This is a genomic window from Achromobacter pulmonis, assembly GCF_902859765.1.
Lineage (GTDB): Bacteria > Pseudomonadota > Gammaproteobacteria > Burkholderiales > Burkholderiaceae_B > Achromobacter > Achromobacter pulmonis.
This window is the reverse complement of record NZ_CADIJV010000018.1, coordinates 90,893-105,645: the sequence shown is the minus strand read 5'-3', so window position 1 is coordinate 105,645 and position 14,753 is coordinate 90,893. Positions and strand designations below refer to the sequence as shown.

Sequence of the window (14,753 nt, the reverse complement as noted above, 5' to 3'; positions counted from 1 at the left end):
ACGGGCGCGGAAGCGGGAGCGGGAGCGGCGGGCGCGGGGTTGGAAACCGGCGTGGCGGCGGGCGCAACCACCGGCGCCGAGGCCTGCGGCTGCGGCACCACGGCCGGCGCCGGTTGCGGCACACTGGCCGAAGCCGGCATCGGCACCTCGGCGGACGGCGCCGGCAGGGTCACCTCGGGCGTTGCGACCGGCGCGAATTCGCGGGCCGGAACGGCGGGTTCGACGGGCTGGGCGGACGCCTCGGCCCCGGCTGGCGGCGCGATCCCTGCGTCCACCTGCTCCGGCGGCGGCGCGGGCTGGGCCGGCGCGGCGGGCGGAGGGGATTTTTTCTTGAAGAAGCGGCTAAACATGGGTAACAAGTATATTCGTATCGTCGGGGGCCAATACCGGCGCACCCCTATCGTCGTGCCCGACGTGGAGACGCTCCGCCCGACGCCCGACCGGGTGCGGGAAACGCTGCTCAACTGGCTCAATCACCTGTGGGGCGGCGAATTCGCCGACAAGCAGGTGCTGGATCTGTTCGCCGGCAGCGGCGCCCTGGGCTTCGAGGCGGCCTCGCGCGGCGTGGCGCATGTGCAGATGGTCGAGCGGGACAAGACCGCCGCGTCCGCGCTGCGGACACTGCGCGACAAACTCAAAGCCGACATGATACGCATCCATGTGGGCGATGCGATGCAGGTCGCCGAAAGAATGGATGCGTCCCGTTTTGACCTCATCCTGCTGGATCCGCCGTTCGGGCAGGGCTGGCTGGCGCGCCTGTGGCCGATCCTGCCGGGCATCCTGGCCGACGGCGGACTGGTCTACGTCGAGGCCGAGAGCCCGATCGAGCCCCCCGAGGGCTTCGAGATCCTGCGCCAGGACAAGGCCGGGGCGGTCCACTACCATCTCCTGAAATTTGCTGCATTGCGCAAATAAGTCAATAATCCGAGCTTCGGAGGATGGTGTACACCACTAATAACGGTACGGAGCTCGCATGATCATCGCTGTTTACCCCGGCACTTTCGACCCGCTGACCAGAGGCCACGAAGACCTGGTCCGCCGTGCCGCCACACTTTTCGACAAAGTCGTGGTTGGTATCGCCCACAGCCGCAACAAGAAGCCCTTCTTCAGCATCGACGAACGCGTGGACATCGCGCGCGAAGTGCTGGGCCACTATCCCAACGTGGAAGTGCAGAGCTTCGGCGGCCTGCTCAAGGACTTCGTGCGCGACCAGGGCGGACGCGTCATCGTGCGCGGCCTGCGCGCGGTGTCCGACTTCGAATACGAATTCCAGATGGCCGGCATGAACCGCCATCTGCTGCCCGACGTCGAGACCCTGTTCATGACGCCGTCGGATCAATACCAGTTCATCTCCGGCACCATCGTGCGCGAAATCGCCCAGTTGGGCGGCGACGTCAGCAAGTTCGTGTTCCCCTCGGTGGAACGCTGGCTGCAGGAAAAAGCCAAGGAACGCCGCGAGCAATCCTGGCCGGGCTGAGCGTCCCCGCTCTCCGCCTCACCGAACCCTCCCGGAGGGCGCCTTGCGCGCCCTCCCTGCGCTTTTGGCGGCCCGCGCGGCGCATCGGGTTGGGCCGCCGATGGGCAGGTCGGCGCCAGGGGCTTGCGCGGCCCCTCGCGGGCCTGGCAGTACAATTGCAAGAACCCTGCCGGATTGCCCTGCCCCCCATCATGGCCCTGACCATCACCGAAGAATGCATCAATTGCGACGTCTGCGAGCCCCAGTGCCCGAACGACGCGATTTCCATGGGCGAGGACTACTACGTCATCGATCCTGACCGCTGCACGGAATGCGTCGGCCACCACGACGAGCCGCAATGCAAGGTGGTCTGCCCGGTCGAGTGCATCGAACTGCACCCGCAATGGCAGGAAGGCCAGGAACAGTTGATGGCCAAGTACCGCCGCCTGACCGGTGCCGCATGAGCGACGCCGCCCAGCCCGTCTTCGATCCCCCCGCCACCCGCCCCAACGCCCGCCGCGACCTGTCCGCCTCGGCCATCGCCGCCGGCCTGGTCGCCGTCCTGGTCAGCTTCGGCGGCACCGCCGTGCTGATGGTGCAGGCCGGCCATGCCGCCGGCCTGGACGCTGCCCGCATCGGTTCCTGGATCGGTTCGCTCAGCCTGGCGCTGGGCCTGGGCGGCGCGGCCTACAGCCTGCGCACCGGCCTGCCCATCGTCATGGCCTGGTCCACGCCGGGCGCCGCGCTGCTGGTCACCGCGCTGGCCGGCGTGCCCTTTCCCGAAGCCATCGGCGCCTTCGTCCTGGCCGCCGCGCTGACGCTGGCCTGCGGCCTGTTCGGCTGGATCGATCCGATCCTGCGCCGCATTCCCGGCGAAGTCGCCGCGGCCATGCTGGCAGGCGTACTGCTCAATTTCGGCATGGGCGTGTTCACCAACATCGGCAAGCAACCGGCGCTGGTGCTGGTCATGTGCGCCGCCTACCTGGCGTGCCGGCGCTGGGCGCCGCGCTACGCGGTGCTGGTGGTGATGGCGGTGGCGGTGGCCATGGCGGCCGGCCTGGGCCTGATCCGCGCCGAGCAATTGGACTGGCGCCTGACCGAATTCGTCTGGACCACGCCGGCCTTCAGCATGCAGGCCGCGATCAGCCTGGGCGTGCCACTGTTCGTGGTGGCGATGGCCTCGCAGAACCTGCCCGGCCTGGCCATCCTGCAGGCCGCCGGCTACCGCCCGCCGGCCTCGCGGCTGGTGGCCGCCACCGGCTTGCTGGGCCTGCTGGCCGCCCCCTTCGGCGCCCACAGCGTCACGCTGGGCGCGATCAGCGCGGCCATCTGCACCGGCCCCGAGGCCCATGCCGAGCCCGCCAAGCGCTACATCGCCGCGGCCACCTACGGGGTCAGCTATTTCCTGCTGAGCATCGTCGCCGGCGCGGTCGCGGTGTTCTTCCAGGCATTGCCGGCCGCGCTGCTGGCGGCCCTGGCCGGGCTGGCGCTGCTGGGCACCATCATGGGCGGCATGGCCGCGGCCATGGCCAACCCGCAACGGCGCGAAGCCGCGCTCATCACGCTGCTGGCCACGGCATCGGGCTTCAGTTTCTGGGGTATCGGTTCGGCCTTCTGGGGCCTGGTGGCGGGCCTGCTGGCCCACACCCTATTCGAATACACGCGCAAGCCCGCGGCCTGAACCGGCCGCCTCGCGCGTTGCCGGCCAACCCGGCGACGGTTCGCGCAATGGCTTTACCGCGCCAGGCTCAGTCCGGCCAGGCGGACACGGGCGTGTCCGGATGCACCTTCATGATGCGGCACGGCACCTGCACGAAATTCGAGATCCAGGCAGCAGCCAGTTCGCCCTCGTCGATCACATCGATGACCTGCTCGCCGACCCTCATGCTGTAGCGCACGCTGTCGTCGTCCTCGATCACGTCCAGCGGAATATCCATGCGCAGCATGCCCGGCGCGCGCAGCACCAGGTAACCCAGGCGCAACTCCACCGCCACGTCGGCCAGCCGCGGGCACAGTTCGCGGTTGAGCCACTGGCCCGAATCGTTGGCCACCAGCCATTGGCGGTGATAGGGCGCGGCCTCGGCCTGCGCCGTCACGCCGCACTGGGCGATGGGCTGGAAGGTGGCGGCGCTCATCTGCCCAGCAGGCCCTTGAGCGCCTTGTCCACCGCCGCGCCGCCCTTGCCCTTGCCGGTCACGGCTTCACGCAGCTTGTTTTCCAGGCTGCGCTTGAGGATGCCGCCGATGGCATCCTTCCACAGCAGCGTATACGTGGGTTTGTCGAACGGGCCCTTGATGTGCACCGGAATGGTCACGTCCTTCAGGTCGATCAGTTCCTTGCCCTCGGGGTCGGCGGCCGGGTTGATCACGCGGGCGCGCGCCACCAGGTTGAGCTCGCTCTTGACGAAATCGATGGTGGCCGGCTCGCCCTGCGTCACGCGCAACAGCGGCGACACCACGTTCAGGCGCTTGACGCTGGCCACGCCCTTGTTGAAGGCCAGGTCGGCTTCCATTTCCGAGAAGGCGGTCTGCTTGCTGGTATCGGCGGCCACGGTCTCGTCCTGCGAGTCGGGCTTGAGCGCGGCCTTCAGGTCGCGCAACGTCTGCGTCAGGTTGATGCCCTTGACGGCGCCATCGCGCAGCCGCACCTGCACGGTGCCACCCAGCCCGCCCTTCATGGCATAAGCATTGGCGCCCGCGGTCTTCAGGTCCAGCGCCAGGCTGCCGGTACCGCTCAGGATGTTGCGCTGCGCCAGATCCACCAGCAGCGGCTCGATGGCGATGCCCGCCAGCGACATCTTGGTGGCCAACTGGTTGCCCTGCGCCGCGTCCAGCGACAACGCGCCGGCCAGCTTGCCGCCATACAGCCCGGCGGTCAGGCTGGAGATGTCGAGCTTGCCGCGGTCGAGCTTGATGGCGGCGGCGACATCATCGGCCTTCAGGCCGCGCACCACCAGCTTGCCGACCTTGAGCGTGCCGTTCACGCTGGGACCGACCAGCGCCGACAGGTTGATCGAATCATCCGCCGGCGCGGCCGGCGCCGGTTGCGCCGGCTTGTTCTCGTCCTTCTTGCCGTCGGCGGGCGGCTTGGCCGGCGCGGCGGCGACGGGCGGCGCCAGCTTATCCAGGTCCAGCGTATCCACCGCCAGCGCGAACTTCACTTGCGGCGCATCGCTCAGTTTGGCGATGTCGGCGGTCAGGTCGAACTTGCCGCCTTCCAGCACGGCGTTGATCTTGCTGCTGGCCGTGTCCTTGAGCAGATCGACGTTGAGGCTGCCGATCACGGGGATCTGCAGGCTGCCCTTGGGCAGGCCGGGATCGGTGATGCTGACATCGCCGCGCAAGCCCGACAGGCCGCCCTGGCGCTGCAGCAGGTTCAGCGTCAACGGCGAGGCGAAGCTCAGCTTGACGACCCGCTCGCCACTCTTGGAAGTGCTGTCGAGCTTGGCTTCCTTGATGTCGAGTTCGGCGGCGTTGCCGCTGATGCCGTTCAAGCCGAAACTGGCATCCAGGCCGCTGAGGCGCACGCGGCCGGTCAGCGCCTCGCCGGTGGCCTGCGTCGGGGAAATATTCAGCGCGGGCGCATCGACGGCGAATTCGAACGGGCCGTCGGCCACGCCCCCCTTGGCGCGCACCGCCAGCTTCTCGATCTGCAGCTGGCTCTTGTGCGGGTCGATCGACAGCTTGGGCATGGCCACGCTTGCCTCGACATTGGTGGCGCGCGCGGCCGGATCGGTCACGTCACCCTGGAACACGACCTCCAGGCCCGCCACGTTCAAGGCCGATTTCTGGCCATTGAACGCCAGGTTGCCGCGCATCGCCAGGCTCTTGGCCTCGGCGCCCGGCAGCTTGCCGTCCATGCGCAGGTCCAGCTTCTGCGCCGCATAGCGCTTGGCCGACGGGTCCAGCGTCAGCAACGCCTGGCCGGTCAGATTGGCGTCGATACGCGGATTGCCGCCCTCGATGCGCGCGGTCAGGCGCACGTCGAAAGGCTGGTTGAACGTGACGCGGCCCGTGTTGGCATTGATCTTGGTGACCGCCACCGCCATGCCGGACATCTGGTCCTGCAACAGCACCTCGCCATCCTTCAGGTCGAGGCCGGCGATGTCGATCTGCATGTTGTTGCGCGACGGCGGCAGCGCGCCGCTGCTGAGCGCCTGCGCGGCGGTCTGGGCGGCGCCTGCCAGCGCCTCGGCCGGATTGGCGGGCGTGGCCACCACCGGCGCGGTGCCGCCCACCAGGTTGCTGAAATTGAACTGGCCGTCCTTGTTGCGCACCACGCGCGCCTTGAAGCCGCTGATGGCCACGTGGTCGACCACGAAGCTGTTGGACAGCAGCGGCCACACCGCCACCGCCAGGCGGGTGCTGTCGATGGAGGCGAAGGTATCGGGGCTATTGACCTCGGACAGCGACACACCCTGCACCGACAGGCCGATGCGCGGGAACAGCGACAGCTGGATCTCGCCGTCGATCGTGAGGGTGCGGTGATAGCGTTCCTGCACCAGCTCTTCGAGCTTGTACTTGTACGCGTTGGGGTCGAACGTCAGCAAAAAGATGGCCAGGCCAACGACGGCCACGACAATCAACACCACCAGGCCTATCAGAATGCGCTTGAACCACGTTTTCATTGCCGCCCCGTCGGTACCTCGACTGGTAATCCTTGAATGCCATCCGCCGCGCCTGGCGCGGAAATGGCGCTTTGCCGCCGCGCCCTGCGCGCGGCCTCCTGATTTGTCCGTCTTCGATCGCGTGCCGCCGCGTGCGCCAGGCCGGGGGGCCGGGATGCCAAGCGGAGAGGACTGCCATGGAAAGACCTGCTGAAGACGCCAGTCTGACCAGCGTGCACATACCGCTATCGTAACAAATCGGGCCCGGCCTCGCGCCCGGCCCGAGGCTGACGGTTTTCTGTCTCGGGGATTGTAGGGCTAGAATGATTGATCCATCAATAATTGATCGGTCCAATAATGCCCGCCCCCGCCCCCAGCACCCCTTATTCGCCCGGCCAGGTGCTCCCCTTCCGCCAGACCCTGCTCGCCATGCTGGGCATGTGCTTCGTCATGATGATGGTCGCCATCGACCAGACCGTGGTGGGCACCGCGCTGCCCACCATCGTGGCCGAACTCAAGGGCTTCGAGCTGTACGCATGGGTGGCCACGTCCTATCTGCTGACCTCGGTGATCACCGTGCCGATCTTCGGGCGGCTGGGCGACTACTACGGCCGCAAGCCCTTCGTGGTGGCGGCGATCGTGCTGTTCACGCTGGCCTCGGTGCTGTGCGGCGCCGCCGACAGCATGTTCACGCTGGTGCTGGCGCGGGCCTTGCAAGGCATCGGCGGCGGCATGCTGGTGGGCACCGCCTTCGCCTCCATTCCCGACCTGTTCCCTGACCCGCACGTGCGGCTGCGCTGGCAGGTCATGCTCAGTTCGGCCTTCGGCATCGCCAACGCAATCGGCCCCACGCTGGGCGGCGCGCTGACCGAGCACTACGGCTGGCGCTCGGTGTTCTACGTCAACCTGCCCATCGGCATCCTCGGCCTCTGGTTCGTGACGCGCTACCTGCCGCACCTGCGCAACCACGCCACCGGCAAGGTGCGCCTGGACTGGCAGGGCGCGCTGTTGATCGCCGCCGCGCTCGGCAGCCTGCAACTGCTGGTGGAACTGCTGCCCAAGGAAGGCCTGAGCGCCACCATCGCGCTGCTGGGCGCCGCCAGCGTTGCCGCCTTCGGCCTGTTGATCTGGTGGGAACGGCGCTGCCCGCATCCGCTGCTGCCCTTCGACATGTTCCGCAACCGCGGCCTGGCCATGCTGTTCATCCTGGCCCTGCTGGTGGGCGTCACCATGTATTCGCTGCTGTTCTACGCGCCGCTGCTGCTGCAGGGCGGCTTCGGCCTGTCGCCGCAGGACGCCGGCCTGCTAATCACGCCGATGGTGGTCTTCATCACCGTGGGCAGCATCGTCAACGGCCGCATCATCACCCGCATCCGCAACCCCAACCGCATGCTGTATGCCGGCTTCATCCTGATGGCGCTGTCCTGCCTGGGTATCGTCACCACCCACAACGACACGCCGCAGGGCCTGATCGCCGCCTACATGCTGATGGCCGGCCTGGGCATGGGCTTCATCATGCCCAACCTGACCGTGTTCGCGCAGCAGACCGCCGGCCGCAGCCACCTGGGCATCGCCACCGCAATGCTGCAATCGCTGCGCATGGTCGGCGGCATGCTGGGCACGGCCGTGGTCGGCACCATGGTCAGCCACAGCTATTTCAGCGGCGTCGAATCGACCCTGCGCGGCGCCTCGGCGCGTTGGCTGCCGCAACTGAACGACCCGCAGATGCTGGTCAATCCCGAGGCCCAGAGCCAGTTCCTGGCACAATTGGCGCATCAAGGCCAGGATGGAACGTCGCTGATCGAGATCGCGCGCGTGGCGCTGGTCGGCGCCATCCACGAGGGGCAGCTCATCGCCCTGGCGGTCGCGGTGCTGGCGCTGTGGTGCGTGCGGCGCGTCCCCCTGGTGCAATTGGCGCGCCCCGCCAAGCCGGAGCCCGCCGCCGTCGGAGAGTAGCTTTTGCCCAAACAACAACAGGGCCTGCAGGTCATCCAGCACATGGGCCAGACCTACCGGGTCATGCAGAGCGCCTTCAGCGGCCGGGTCGGCCACGCGCTGCCGCGCTGGCGCATCCTGCTGGCGCTGCATGAAAACGGTCCCTGCTCACAGAAGCACTTGGCCGAACGCTGCCGCCTCGATCCCGCCTCGCTCACCCGCCAATTGCAGGCAATGCAGAAACTTGGCTGGATCGCGCGCGCCGTCGACCCGCACGACAACCGCCTGACCAACGCCCGCCTCACGCCGGCCGGCCAGGCCGTGGTCGATGAAGCCCTGCCCAAGCGCGCGGCCTTCTTCGACGAATCGCTCAAGGGACTGTCCGCGTCCGACATCGACACCCTGAACCGGGTGCTGAACGTGCTGGAAGAGAACTTCCTGCGCGCCGCGGGCGGCGGCAAGGGCGGGTAGCGCCACGCCCTGGGGCCGCCCGTGGCGTTGCTCCAACGCCACGGCCCAAAACCTTCCTACCCGTGCCGCTTCGCGCGGGCAATGCCCCATCGCCTGTCCGTGCCATTGACACTCGGAAAGGTTATTGAATAACATTCAATTAATCTATTGATTGTTATTCCATATCGCCGGAGCCCTCGCATGCCCCCCGACCTCATTCTTCGCGCCGTGCTGATCGGCGCCGGCGCCACGCTCGTCATGGATCTGTGGGCGCTGCTGCTCAAGCGCCTGTTCGGCGTGCCGTCGCTGGACTACGCCCTGGTCGGCCGCTGGCTCGGCCACCTGCCGCAAGGACGCCTGACCCATCCCGGCATCGCGCGCTCGGCGCCCGTGGCGGGCGAACGCGCCATTGGCTGGATCGCCCACTACGCCATCGGCGTCCTCTTCGCCCTGCTGCTGCTGGCGATCTGGGGCCCGGCCTGGGCCGCGCGGCCGACCCTGCCGCCGGCGCTGATCGTCGGCCTCGCCACGGTGGCGGCGCCGTTCCTGATCCTGCAACCCGGCATGGGCGCCGGCATCGCCGCGTCCAAGACCCCAAAGCCCGGCGTGGCGCGCCTGCGCAGCCTGATGGCGCATGCGTCGTTCGGCGTGGGGCTGTACTTGGCGGGATGGGTGGTGGCGCAGGCCCTGGAGGCCTGAAACGCCGCGCCTCCGCGCACCGGCCCGATTGCCTTTGCCGCGAGCCCTTCCCGCCTGCCCGGACAGCCTTGCCGCGCACGCGCTTTGCCAATTCCCCGCAGGGCTTTTAAAGTAACGGCCTGAACGCCATTCATCGAGGTATTCGTCCCATGCGCCATTGATGCCGCCGTCGCCCTGACGGCCAGTCTCCACCCGCCCCCGTTCGCAGGGGGAGTCCTGGCATCTCTGGAAGCATCACGCATGACGACTCCCTATCTCACGCTGGAACGCGTGTCGTACCTGCTGCCCGACGGCAGCCCGCTTTTTTCCGCACTCGACGAAACCTTCGACCAACGCCCCACCGGCCTGGTCGGGCGCAATGGCGCCGGCAAAACCGTGCTGGCGCGGATCCTGGCCGGCCAGTTATCGCCCTCGAGCGGGCGTTGCCTGCGATCGGGCAACGTCTTCTACCTGGCCCAACAGGTGTCCCCGCCTGCCGGCGCCACCGTCGCCAGCCTGGCCGGCGTGCAAGCCACGCTGGACGCCCTCGGGCACATCGAAGCCGGCAGCAGCGCGCCGGAAGACTTCGAGCAAGTCGGCGATCGCTGGGATATCCGCCAACGCCTGCAACACGCGCTGGCACGCGATGGCCTCGGCCATCTCGACGTCTCGACGCCCGCCAGCACCCTCAGCGGCGGCGAGGCCATGCGCGTGGCGCTGGCCAGCGCCATGCTGTCCGACGCCGACTTCCTCATTCTCGACGAACCCAGCAACCACCTGGACCGGCGCAACCGCCAGGCCCTGATCGAACAGTTGCGGCATTGGCCGCGCGGACTGCTGGTCGTCAGCCACGACCGCCAACTGCTAGACACCATGACGCGCATCGTCGAACTGTCGTCGCTGGGCCTGCGCAGCTACGGCGGCAACTACGACGCCTATGCCGCCAGCAAGGCACAGGAACGATCGAATGCGCTCGAGCGGCTCGAACACCGCAAGCTCGAACGCCGGCGCGAAGAACAGGCCATGCAGGCGCAGCGCGAACGGCAGGAACGGCGGCAGGCGCGCGGCCAGCGACATGGCAAGGAGGCCAATCAGGCGAAGATCCTGCTCGACCGGCAAAAGGGCCGCAGCGAGGACTCGGCAGGCAGGCTGCGCCAGCAGCATGCCGCCGCCCACGACCGCCTGGCGCAGGCCGTGCGCGACGCCGCGCAGCAGGTGGAAAGGGACGTCGACATCTCGCTGCATGCCCTGCCCGTCTCGCCGGCCGTGCAGCGGCGCGTGGCGGCGCTGGAGGCCGTCACACTGCCTTTTGTCGCGGGCCCCACCCGCCACGTCGACCTGCTGCTGGGCGGCCAGCAACGCGTCGCGGTCACCGGCCCCAATGGTTGCGGCAAATCGACCTTGCTCAAGGTGCTGGCCGGCCAACTGGCGCCGCTGGCGGGCGAACGCAAGCGCGTGCCCGAATGCGTCCATCTCGACCAGCGCCTGGCCGGCCTGGCCTCGGACCGACCCGTGCTCGAACAACTGCAAGCCGTCAACGCAGCCCTGAGCGAAGGCGATCTGCGCACACGCCTGACGCACCTCGGCCTGGACGCGCGCAAGATCATGGCGCCGAGCGGCGCACTGAGCGGCGGCGAACGCCTGAAAGCGGCGCTGGCTTGCGCGCTCTACGCCGATCCGCCGCCACGCCTGCTGCTGTTGGACGAGCCGGGCAATCACCTCGACCTGCCTTCCCTGCTCGCGTTGGAAAGCATGCTGCGCGGCTACCCCGGCGCGCTGGTCGTGGTGTCGCACGACAACGCGTTCCTGGACAACCTGGCGCTGACCGATAGGCTGCGCGCCACAGAACAGGGCTGGCTCCTGGAACCGTGGTGAGCGCACACGATGCCGATAGGTCGGCATGGCAATGAGGCCCCGCGCGCCTCGCCATCGCACCGCCTGATCCCATTCGCGCGGCGGCGCCCCACTTCAACAAGTCTGCTTTTGCCGCGCCATCGCGCGTTGCGCGATCCATCCCGGCCGATATCCGGCATATTCCCTGGGCAGTCATTTCCATAAATACAAATGCCAATCAATGGCGCTTCGTTTTCCAATTTAAACAGGGATGGATTGTCATGCACCACCACTCGTCGGGCGCGTCCGTACTGCTTGGCCTGATCACGCTTGCGCTGGCGTCCGCGGCCGCCCCGGCCCAGGCGCGACAGCCGGATGCCGCCGGCAACGCATCGCCCGGACCGGCCACGCTGCCGGCCATTGAAGTGAGCGGGCAAGCCGACGAGCCCACCGAGGCCACGCGCTCCTATACCGTGCCCTCGACCCGTGCCTCGACGGGCCTGACGCTGAGTCCTAAGGAAACACCCCAGTCCGTGTCGGTGGTGACGCGCCAGCAGATGGACGACCAGGGCATGCAGTCCATCGGCGACGTCCTCGGCAGCACGACGGGCATCACCTTCACCGAGTTGGACAACGGCGGGCGCACCACCTGGCGGGCCCGCGGATTCAACATCACCAACTACAAGGTCGATGGCCTGTCGATCATCGGCGGGTCCTCGTTCAACGGCGGCGGCAGCGGCGCGATCAACATGGATCTCTACGACCGCGTCAGCATCGTGCGGGGCGCGAACGGCTTGATGGGCGGCACCGGCGATCCCTCCGCCACCGTCGACCTGGTGCGCAAGCGCCCTGGCCGCACGCTCGGCGCGAGCCTGACCCTGCGCACCGGAAGCTGGAACAAGAAGAACGCCGTCGGCGACATCAACATACCGCTGGCGGCGGACGGCCGCGTCCGCTCGCGCCTGGTATTCAGCGGCGAGGACTCCGACGGGTTTCGCGACCACTCGGGCATCGAACGGCAGGGGTTCCTGGCCAGCATCGCCATGGATGTGACAGCCCGCACGCAGGTGGGCCTGGGCTTCCAGTACGAACACAGCATCTTCCACGGCGCCTCCTGGGGCGCCAACGTGCCCGCCTGGTTTGCGGACGGATCGCCGACCCATTTCCGCCGCAGCCTCAACCTCGCGGCGGACTGGAGCAAGACCGACATGGAAGCAAAGACGCTGTTCGTCTCGCTCGACCATCGCTTCGACAACGACTGGAAGCTGCGTGCCGATTATGCCCACGCCTCGCGCGCGGACCTGAACAACAAGGGGGCCATCAAGGTCAACAACGGCAGGGTCCGCTGGCCCCATTGGAATCAGGACGGCAGCGGCGCCTACCTCAATGCCATCCATTCGGAGACCGAAGGCGAAACCGACGCGTTCTCGCTGGATCTGTCGGGCCCCCTGGAACTGTTCGGACGCCGGCATGAACTGCTCGTCGGCCTGAACGGCTCGCGCATGGACGAACCGTCCTGGACCTTCGACAGCAGCAACTGCAGCATCGACGGCATCGCCGGCTTCCGCGGACGCTGCCAATACCGCACCGAATTGCCCGTCGCCGACTGGCGCGCCTGGCGCGGCGACGAATATGGCAACATCCGCGCCTTCCGCACCAACGCCCGCCGCGTCACCCGGACAACGCTCTACGGCGGCTACGTCGCGGGCCGCTTCGAGCTCGCCGACGACCTGACCCTGATCGCCGGGCTGCGCCGCAGCGTCTACCAGATCCACAGCGACAACTACAACGCGGCGGGCGCCCGCGGCGCGCGCACCGGAGAAAACGCCGCCCACGCCTGGACGCCCTACTACGGCCTGGTCTACGGGTTGACGCCGAACTACTCGGTCTACGCCAGCTACACCGATGTCTTCACGCCGCAGACCAACAAGAACGAAAGCGGCGACACCCTCAAGCCCATCACGGGCGCCAGCTACGAGGCCGGCATCAAGGGCGAATGGTTCAATGGCGCTCTCAATGCCGCCGTGTCGGCATTCCGCAGCCTGCAGAAGAACGTCGCCCTGAAAGACGGCGACAGGTTGACGCCCGATGGCGACCAGGCCTACCAGCCCGGCACCGGCGTCATCGTCAAGGGCGTGGACGCCGAGATCGCCGGCGCCGTGACGGCCGCCTGGAACGTCTATCTGGGCTACACCTATCTGGACGTCGGCAACAACGACACCGCCGAGCGCCCCGACCCGCGCCATCTGCTGCGGCTGAACACCACCTACCGGTTCCAGGGGCCGCTCCGGGGGCTGACCGTCGGCGGCGGCATGTCCTGGCAAGGCAAGACGGTGTCCGAGCCCTATCCCGGCCGGCCGGATGGCCGCGGCGGCTTCGACGATTCGCCGATTCCTCTGAAGGGGTATGCGCTATTCAACGCGATGGCGCGCTATGACATCAACCGCCATCTGTCGGCCATGCTGAACGTCAGCAATCTGTTCGACAAGACGTACTATCGGCAGTATGGGTTCTACAACGGCTTGATCTATGGCGAGCCGCGTAGGGTGACGTTGAGTTTGCAGGCGAAGTTCTAAATGGGCGGGGCAGGCCCTTGATGCCAAAGGCCTGCCCCGTCTGTGAAGCGCGACCGAATGCGCGTGGGAATAACGATCAGACGTTGAACAAGAAATTCATCACATCCCCATCCTGCACGATGTATTCCTTGCCTTCCGCCCGCATCTTGCCCGCTTCCTTCGCGCCCTGCTCACCCTTGTAGGTGATGAAGTCTTCATACGCGATGGTCTGCGCGCGGATGAAGCCGCGTTCGAAGTCGGTGTGGATGACGCCCGCGGCCTGGGGGGCGGTGGCGCCGATCGGCACGGTCCAGGCGCGCACTTCCTTGACGCCGGCGGTGAAGTAGGTCTGCAGGCCCAGCAGCTTGAAGGCAGCGCGGATCAGGCGGTTCAGGCCCGGCTCTTCCATGCCCATGTCCGACAGGAAGGCCTGGCGGTCGGCGTCGTCCAGGTCGACGATTTCCGATTCGATGGCGGCGCAGATAGCGACCACCGGCGCGTTGCGGGCGGCGGCGAATTCGGTCAGGCGGTCCAGCAGCGGGTTGTTGGTGAAGCCGTCGTCGGCCACGTTGCCCACGTACATCGCGCGCTTGGCGGTGATGAAGCAGAGCTGGGCGATGTCAGCCTTTTCCTCGGTGGACAGGTCGAGCGCGCGGATCGGCTTGGCCTCGTTCAGCTGCGCCACGCACTTTTCCAGCACGGCGACGATGCGCTGCGATTCCTTGTCGCCGGAACGCGCGGTTTTCTGGTGGCGCTGCAGGGCCTTTTCGGCGGTCTGCAGGTCGGCCAGGGCCAGTTCGGTTTCAATGACTTCGATGTCGGCGATCGGGTCGACCTTGCCGGCGACGTGGATCACGTTGGGGTCTTCGAAGCAGCGCACCACGTTGACGATGGCGTCGGTTTCGCGGATGTGCGAGAGGAACTGGTTGCCCAGGCCCTCGCCCTTGCTGGCGCCCGCCACCAGGCCGGCGATGTCGACGAATTCGACCGTGGCCGACAGGATGCGCTCGGGCTTGACGATCTCGGCCAGCTTCTGCAGACGCGGATCCGGCACCTCGACCACGCCGACGTTCGGCTCGATGGTGCAGAACGGGTAGTTCTCGGCGGCGATGCCGGCGCGGGTCAGAGCATTGAAAAGTGTCGATTTGCCAACGTTGGGCAGGCCGACGATGCCGCATTGCAGAGCCATGGGAATCCTGTGTAAGTACGGTATTGATCGTTAACGTTCTAGTTTACCCCG

The 14,753-nt window shown here is 67.5% G+C and carries 12 protein-coding genes; 9 read left to right on the top strand and 3 right to left on the bottom strand.

Annotated features, from left to right (window positions below; all coding sequences use genetic code 11):
* Positions 1 to 348 precede the first annotated feature (348 nt).
* From rsmD to HV701_RS16200, 4 genes are all read left to right on the top strand, one after another.
* On the top strand, positions 349 to 915 hold the full coding sequence (rsmD, locus tag HV701_RS16215; RefSeq protein WP_175134068.1) for a 16S rRNA (guanine(966)-N(2))-methyltransferase RsmD: 567 nt from the start codon (positions 349 to 351) through the stop codon (positions 913 to 915).
* A 58-nt stretch (positions 916 to 973) separates the two neighbouring features.
* Positions 974 to 1,477, top strand: a complete 504-nt coding sequence (coaD, locus tag HV701_RS16210) for a pantetheine-phosphate adenylyltransferase (protein WP_006385942.1) — start codon at positions 974 to 976, stop codon at positions 1,475 to 1,477.
* Between the two features lie 191 nt (positions 1,478 to 1,668).
* Positions 1,669 to 1,920, top strand: coding sequence for a YfhL family 4Fe-4S dicluster ferredoxin (locus HV701_RS16205; RefSeq protein WP_175134067.1), 252 nt, complete (start codon positions 1,669 to 1,671; stop codon positions 1,918 to 1,920).
* Positions 1,917 to 3,137: a benzoate/H(+) symporter BenE family transporter gene (locus HV701_RS16200; protein ID WP_175134062.1), complete on the top strand. Its 1,221-nt coding sequence runs from the start codon at positions 1,917 to 1,919 to the stop codon at positions 3,135 to 3,137. Before HV701_RS16205 ends, HV701_RS16200 begins: the two co-directional genes overlap by 4 nt.
* A gap of 67 nt (positions 3,138 to 3,204) precedes the next feature.
* On the opposite strand, the gene HV701_RS16195 is transcribed toward HV701_RS16200, so the two are convergent.
* Positions 3,205 to 3,591 (bottom strand): MOSC N-terminal beta barrel domain-containing protein, encoded by a 387-nt coding sequence (locus HV701_RS16195; protein WP_175134061.1) that lies wholly within the window; start codon positions 3,589 to 3,591, stop codon positions 3,205 to 3,207.
* Positions 3,588 to 6,083 (bottom strand): AsmA family protein, encoded by a 2,496-nt coding sequence (locus HV701_RS16190; protein WP_175134060.1) that lies wholly within the window; start codon positions 6,081 to 6,083, stop codon positions 3,588 to 3,590. The genes HV701_RS16195 and HV701_RS16190 overlap by 4 nt, the downstream gene beginning before the upstream one ends.
* A gap of 336 nt (positions 6,084 to 6,419) precedes the next feature.
* On the opposite strand from HV701_RS16190, the gene HV701_RS16185 reads away from it, so the two are divergent.
* The 5 genes from HV701_RS16185 to HV701_RS16165 all read left to right on the top strand — a co-directional run bounded on the left by HV701_RS16185 (position 6,420) and on the right by HV701_RS16165 (position 13,534).
* Positions 6,420 to 8,018, top strand: coding sequence for an MDR family MFS transporter (locus tag HV701_RS16185; protein ID WP_175134059.1), 1,599 nt, complete (start codon positions 6,420 to 6,422; stop codon positions 8,016 to 8,018).
* A gap of 3 nt (positions 8,019 to 8,021) precedes the next feature.
* The gene (locus tag HV701_RS16180) at positions 8,022 to 8,468 is read left to right on the top strand and encodes a MarR family winged helix-turn-helix transcriptional regulator (RefSeq protein WP_175134058.1); all 447 of its coding nucleotides are present in this window, start codon (positions 8,022 to 8,024) and stop codon (positions 8,466 to 8,468) included.
* Between the two features lie 180 nt (positions 8,469 to 8,648).
* The gene (locus HV701_RS16175) at positions 8,649 to 9,146 is read left to right on the top strand and encodes a DUF2938 domain-containing protein (RefSeq protein ID WP_175134057.1); all 498 of its coding nucleotides are present in this window, start codon (positions 8,649 to 8,651) and stop codon (positions 9,144 to 9,146) included.
* Positions 9,147 to 9,386: 240 nt separating this feature from the next.
* Complete coding sequence (locus tag HV701_RS16170) at positions 9,387 to 11,000, top strand: ABC-F family ATP-binding cassette domain-containing protein (protein WP_175134056.1); 1,614 nt, start codon at positions 9,387 to 9,389, stop codon at positions 10,998 to 11,000.
* A gap of 239 nt (positions 11,001 to 11,239) precedes the next feature.
* Positions 11,240 to 13,534: a TonB-dependent siderophore receptor gene (locus HV701_RS16165; RefSeq protein WP_175134055.1), complete on the top strand. Its 2,295-nt coding sequence runs from the start codon at positions 11,240 to 11,242 to the stop codon at positions 13,532 to 13,534.
* A 76-nt stretch (positions 13,535 to 13,610) separates the two neighbouring features.
* On the opposite strand, the gene ychF is transcribed toward HV701_RS16165, so the two are convergent.
* The gene (ychF, locus tag HV701_RS16160; RefSeq protein ID WP_006385927.1) at positions 13,611 to 14,702 is read right to left on the bottom strand and encodes a redox-regulated ATPase YchF; all 1,092 of its coding nucleotides are present in this window, start codon (positions 14,700 to 14,702) and stop codon (positions 13,611 to 13,613) included.
* Between the last annotated feature and the right edge of the window lie 51 nt (positions 14,703 to 14,753).

Coding starts and splice junctions, on each gene's coding strand:
- rsmD (WP_175134068.1), top strand. CDS start 349: ATGGGTAACAAGTATATTCGTATCGTCGGGGGCCAATACCGGCGCACC.
- coaD (WP_006385942.1), top strand. CDS start 974: ATGATCATCGCTGTTTACCCCGGCACTTTCGACCCGCTGACCAGAGGC.
- HV701_RS16205 (WP_175134067.1), top strand. CDS start 1,669: ATGGCCCTGACCATCACCGAAGAATGCATCAATTGCGACGTCTGCGAG.
- HV701_RS16200 (WP_175134062.1), top strand. CDS start 1,917: ATGAGCGACGCCGCCCAGCCCGTCTTCGATCCCCCCGCCACCCGCCCC.
- HV701_RS16195 (WP_175134061.1), bottom strand. CDS start 3,591: ATGAGCGCCGCCACCTTCCAGCCCATCGCCCAGTGCGGCGTGACGGCG.
- HV701_RS16190 (WP_175134060.1), bottom strand. CDS start 6,083: ATGAAAACGTGGTTCAAGCGCATTCTGATAGGCCTGGTGGTGTTGATT.
- HV701_RS16185 (WP_175134059.1), top strand. CDS start 6,420: ATGCCCGCCCCCGCCCCCAGCACCCCTTATTCGCCCGGCCAGGTGCTC.
- HV701_RS16175 (WP_175134057.1), top strand. CDS start 8,649: ATGCCCCCCGACCTCATTCTTCGCGCCGTGCTGATCGGCGCCGGCGCC.
- HV701_RS16170 (WP_175134056.1), top strand. CDS start 9,387: ATGACGACTCCCTATCTCACGCTGGAACGCGTGTCGTACCTGCTGCCC.
- HV701_RS16165 (WP_175134055.1), top strand. CDS start 11,240: ATGCACCACCACTCGTCGGGCGCGTCCGTACTGCTTGGCCTGATCACG.
- ychF (WP_006385927.1), bottom strand. CDS start 14,702: ATGGCTCTGCAATGCGGCATCGTCGGCCTGCCCAACGTTGGCAAATCG.